The organism is Fluviicola taffensis DSM 16823 (genome assembly GCF_943372375.1).
GTDB classification, from domain to species: Bacteria; Bacteroidota; Bacteroidia; order Flavobacteriales_D; family Crocinitomicaceae; genus Fluviicola; species Fluviicola taffensis_A.
In genome coordinates, this window is record NZ_CALRYJ010000033.1 from 1 (window position 1) to 4,311 (window position 4,311).

2 protein-coding genes are annotated in these 4,311 nt (G+C 40.5%); both read right to left on the reverse strand.

What is annotated here, in order from left to right; all coding sequences use genetic code 11:
- The coding region (locus AAG807_RS21030; RefSeq protein WP_341908472.1) for a fibronectin type III domain-containing protein at positions 1 to 2,876 on the reverse strand (2,876 nt) is incomplete at its 3' end.
- A 289-nt stretch (positions 2,877 to 3,165) separates the two neighbouring features.
- Positions 3,166 to 4,311, reverse strand: a 1,146-nt coding sequence (locus AAG807_RS21035; protein ID WP_341908474.1) for a T9SS type A sorting domain-containing protein, incomplete at its 5' end; no start/stop codon positions are given.

Here is a 4,311-nt window from a genome sequence, read left to right on the forward strand (position 1 = left end):
TCTGCCCATGTCCAATTCAAATTTAATGAATCAGGAGCAGAAGTTCCACCAATTGAAGCTGGGTTAGAACAATAAGGCAAGGTTGTGAAATTATGAGCCAAAGCCAAAGAAGTATCTCCGTTCGCACAATTTGCATACACATAAATCGTATAATCTGTCAATTGCACCAAAGAAGAAATACTGGAGAAACTGTTTGTTTCATTCAGAAACTGTCCTGTTCCAGGAGTGAATCCTGCAGGACCGTATTCGATAATCCATTGAGTTTCATTGGAGAATCCTGCAGTCCATCCAAATTGAATTTCATCAGGTCCCAGGAATGTCGTTACGAAGTTTTTCGGTTTCGGACAATCTGTGTAATAGAATTCAACACAAGAATTGTTCTGTAAATAAGTAGCATTGTTATTGGATACATTCAAATCCTGATTTGGACCTGATACCCCTATATCTGCATTTGCAGCATAATCATCGGCTGCATTTGGAGCACCGAAAACCACATCGTCATAAACGAACCAGATTTTTCCTGTTGCCTCATCAAACTGAACCTGGAAAGTGACAGCCGGAGCGCCAACTGATCCTGAGAAGTTACAGATATTATCCCATTGAACGATTAATGTTCTGTTTGGAGCAGTTCCATTTGTTTGGTAATACACGTTTCCGGTTTCGTCATCTAAATCGTCACCCCAAGGGAAAATAAAGTTTCCGGCAAGTGTAGTCATGTCACCACCATATCCAACTTGAGCAGTTGTAGTACCTAAAACCATTCCACCATTATTTCCGATTGTACAATCAGTAACCAAAGTTCCCTGATAAAGAATAGGGAAAGGAAGTGTGAGCGGAGTTTCTGAATCATCGGTCAATACCAAATCAGTTCCTGTAGTCGAAATATCAATGAATCCGGCAGCTGGACAGTCAGTTGACCAATCCATATAGGTTCCTTGATTGTATGTATTGAATGATACAGGACCTGTCCATAAAGAAGTGTCACCAGGTCCGCAAATTGCCCGAACATAAACACTGTAGAATGAATTCGAAGTTAATCCTGAGATATTTTCCGGATTGGATGAAGTAACGACGGATGTTCCTGTTCCAATTGCGAAACCAACCGGTCCGTATTGCAATTGCCAAGAGGACTCAGCCCCATCAACAGTCCAGGTTAGATCGACATCATTAGAAGATGCGGATTGGATGGTGATATTTAAAGGTTGAGGACAAGAGATAGGCATTCCGGAAAATTCATACGCACCGATATCAGGTGTTGTTAATGATCTGGAAGCTCCTGTAATATCTAGGTTTGGAGAACCTAACGATGCAATTGGTGAAGCGCCACTTTCGATTGCTGTTGGAACATTTGTTAATGGCAACAGGTTTGTGTTCGAGGTGAATGGTGCAACACTATTGGCAATAGGATTTGAGTTTACGTCATTTGTTGCGTTATTCACTTGTGAAATCGCCTGCCATGCATTTAGATTCAAATAATTTCCTGTGCCGGCTGTGGTTCCGATTTTACCAACCAAGTGATTAACATTGTTCGGAATACCATAATAGTTATTGTTTAAAGAAGCATTCAGGAAGTTGTATCCGCTAGGAAACCATACTGCACTGAATTCAACATTTCCTGTAGATGCTGTGGTCATGGTATTGGAGAAAATGTTGTTTCTAACATCTAAACCTGTTACCGCGGTGGAAGTTACAACAAATGCCGCACTTGCTGCAGTTGCTCCACCGGTAGTATAATTCCCGGAAAGGTGAATGGAGTTATAATATACCTTATGTCCTGTTCCGGAAGAGATTCGCAACCCAAAAGCATTAAAAGTTGTGGTCGTAGCACTGTAGTTTGTTGTTTGGACATCCGAAACACTGTTGTTGTCAACAACATAATTCGTACCACCAACTAAGTTGATACCATAAGCACCCCAACCTCCGGTAGAAACACTATAAACGGTACTAATCGTATTTGAAGAAATTCGGACATTGTCGGTGGTACCTCCAAATTCCATTCCTGCAACACTGATTGATGTCGATGCTTGAATTCCGGTAACGGTATTGTTGGAAATAGTACCTACCAATGTGTGGTAAGCATTGATTCCTTTGAATCCTACCTGATCAGCAACAGTTGATGAACCGATTGTGTTTTGGCGAATCGTCAAGTTGTTATTTTGGTTTGCCGCCGCACCGTAGAAATGAATCCCGATGTAAGCTTTTTTCACTTCGTTGTTTTCAACTAATACGTTGTCATAATCTGCACCACCAGTTGTTGCAGACATAGTTGCTGCTGCATTTGACCCTGCATAGATACCGTAAGTTGTTGTAACAGTGCTTCCGGAAGTTCCATTATTTCCGGGTGTACTACCGATTAGGATGTTGTTTTTGATTGTAAAGTTGTTTACATCTAATCCGGTAGCTGCAGTAGTCTGTCCAATCAAACGAATAGCTGCCGTGTTTGCAACAGTAGCGGCGTTCGTGTTTTGAATAGTAAGGTCTCTTGTTGTACCGCTTGGAGCAATCGAACCATCGATCGTTACGTTATCAGAACCACTGAAATTAAGTACTCCACTTCCGGCACCCGGCGCTCCTGAAATAATTGCTGTTACTGTTGGTTTAATTACCAAAGAGGTAAAGGAAGTAGTACCGACCCCGTTTGCTGATAATGCAACCGGTGCTGCAGGTTCAGAGGTGTTTCCAGTAATACTTATTGAAATGGTACCTGTGTGTGTACCGGCATTTACGGCCGTAAATGCTGCGCTTACGGTGGTGTATGTTGCATTGGTAGTTCCACCTGTTGCCGTCAAATCCACTTGGGAATAAACATTGGAAACAGAGAAAATACCTAACGCAAACATAACCCCCAATAAGGGCTGTTTGTAGTTTCTCTTCATAATCATTAGTTTCCACAAAAGTAATGATTCATTAATGTTATAATTCACTGCTCTTTTAGCTAAATTCCTGAATCAATTATTGATTAATCAATACATTGATGATTTGACGAATAAAAGATGTACTTCATTGACTAAACATTTCGTTTCGTCGAATAAAACTCGATCTTCCTTAAAACTTAAAAAATCTTAAATTTTAAAAAACAAACAACTTATGAAAATTTAAACTTTTTTTTAAAACAAAAACCCCTCCTGTAAAGGAAGGGTTTTGCTTATTGAATAATAAACTAACTTATTGAATCACAACTCGGAATACTTTTTCAGCATTGTCGCTTGATAGTTTGAAGAAGTAAGTACCTCTTTCAACTTCTTTCAAGTTTACAGTGTTTGTTCCTGTAGAAATCGTGTTTTGACCAGTTTGTACTGTGCGACCATTGATATCTGTTATCATCAGGTTGAAATTACCTGTGAATCCTGATTCAATGAAGATAACACCTGTTGAAGGATTCGGGTAAACCGATACTTCTTCCAAGGCATTTTCATCAATGGATAACCAGTTACAAGTTCCCAACACGGTTACTACCACATTCGCAGTATCATCCGGACAAACGCCGTTTCCTGAGATGTAGTCATAGTTGTACTGACCAGGGAAGTTGGATGTAATGATTGATGCATCCGGCATTAAAGCATTGGATGGATCATACCAGTCGCCATTCAAATCCGTGTTTCCGTTCAAACCGGAGATCAGATTGATCGGTTCGTTTTTACAAGCAGTGATCACACCATCTTGTCCGGCATTTGATAATTGATAGATCTGAACTTGAGATACGATTGAATCGTAAGCACAGCCATCAGTTACACGGTACTGAATATTGAATGTCTGGTATGCAAGTCCAGCTGAATTGAACATGGAATCCTGAATACTTGCATTCACCGAAGCGATTGAAGAAGACCAAACCCCACCGGTATTGTTACCAGAAATTGTAGTGAACAAATCAAGAACAGTACCTGTACAAATTTCAGTTAATGGATTCGCTGTTCCACCTTCCAGAACAATCGCAGAAACATTCAAGCTAAAGTTACCTGAAGTACCATCAAACTTGTCGTACATGACATAGTAAGTAGTACCCGGTGTCAAACCACAAACTGTGAAGTTCGGAGCGACACTTGTTCCACCTATTGCATCATCGTTTGCAGCTACCAATGTGAACGTATTGAAATCTGCACAGTTAACAGCAGAATAAACCGCTGCTTGACCGTTATAGTTGATTGCAGTTGAGTTGATTCTTACAGAACCGGATGGAGGCGCAACAAATGTGTACCAAAGTGTACCGTTCAATGTTGAGTTCACCCAACCAGTTGTTGTTTGAGCACCAGTCGCAGTAGGAGCGATGTTTGTTTCATTTAAGGAAACAGCAGCACCATTGTTATTGAATGT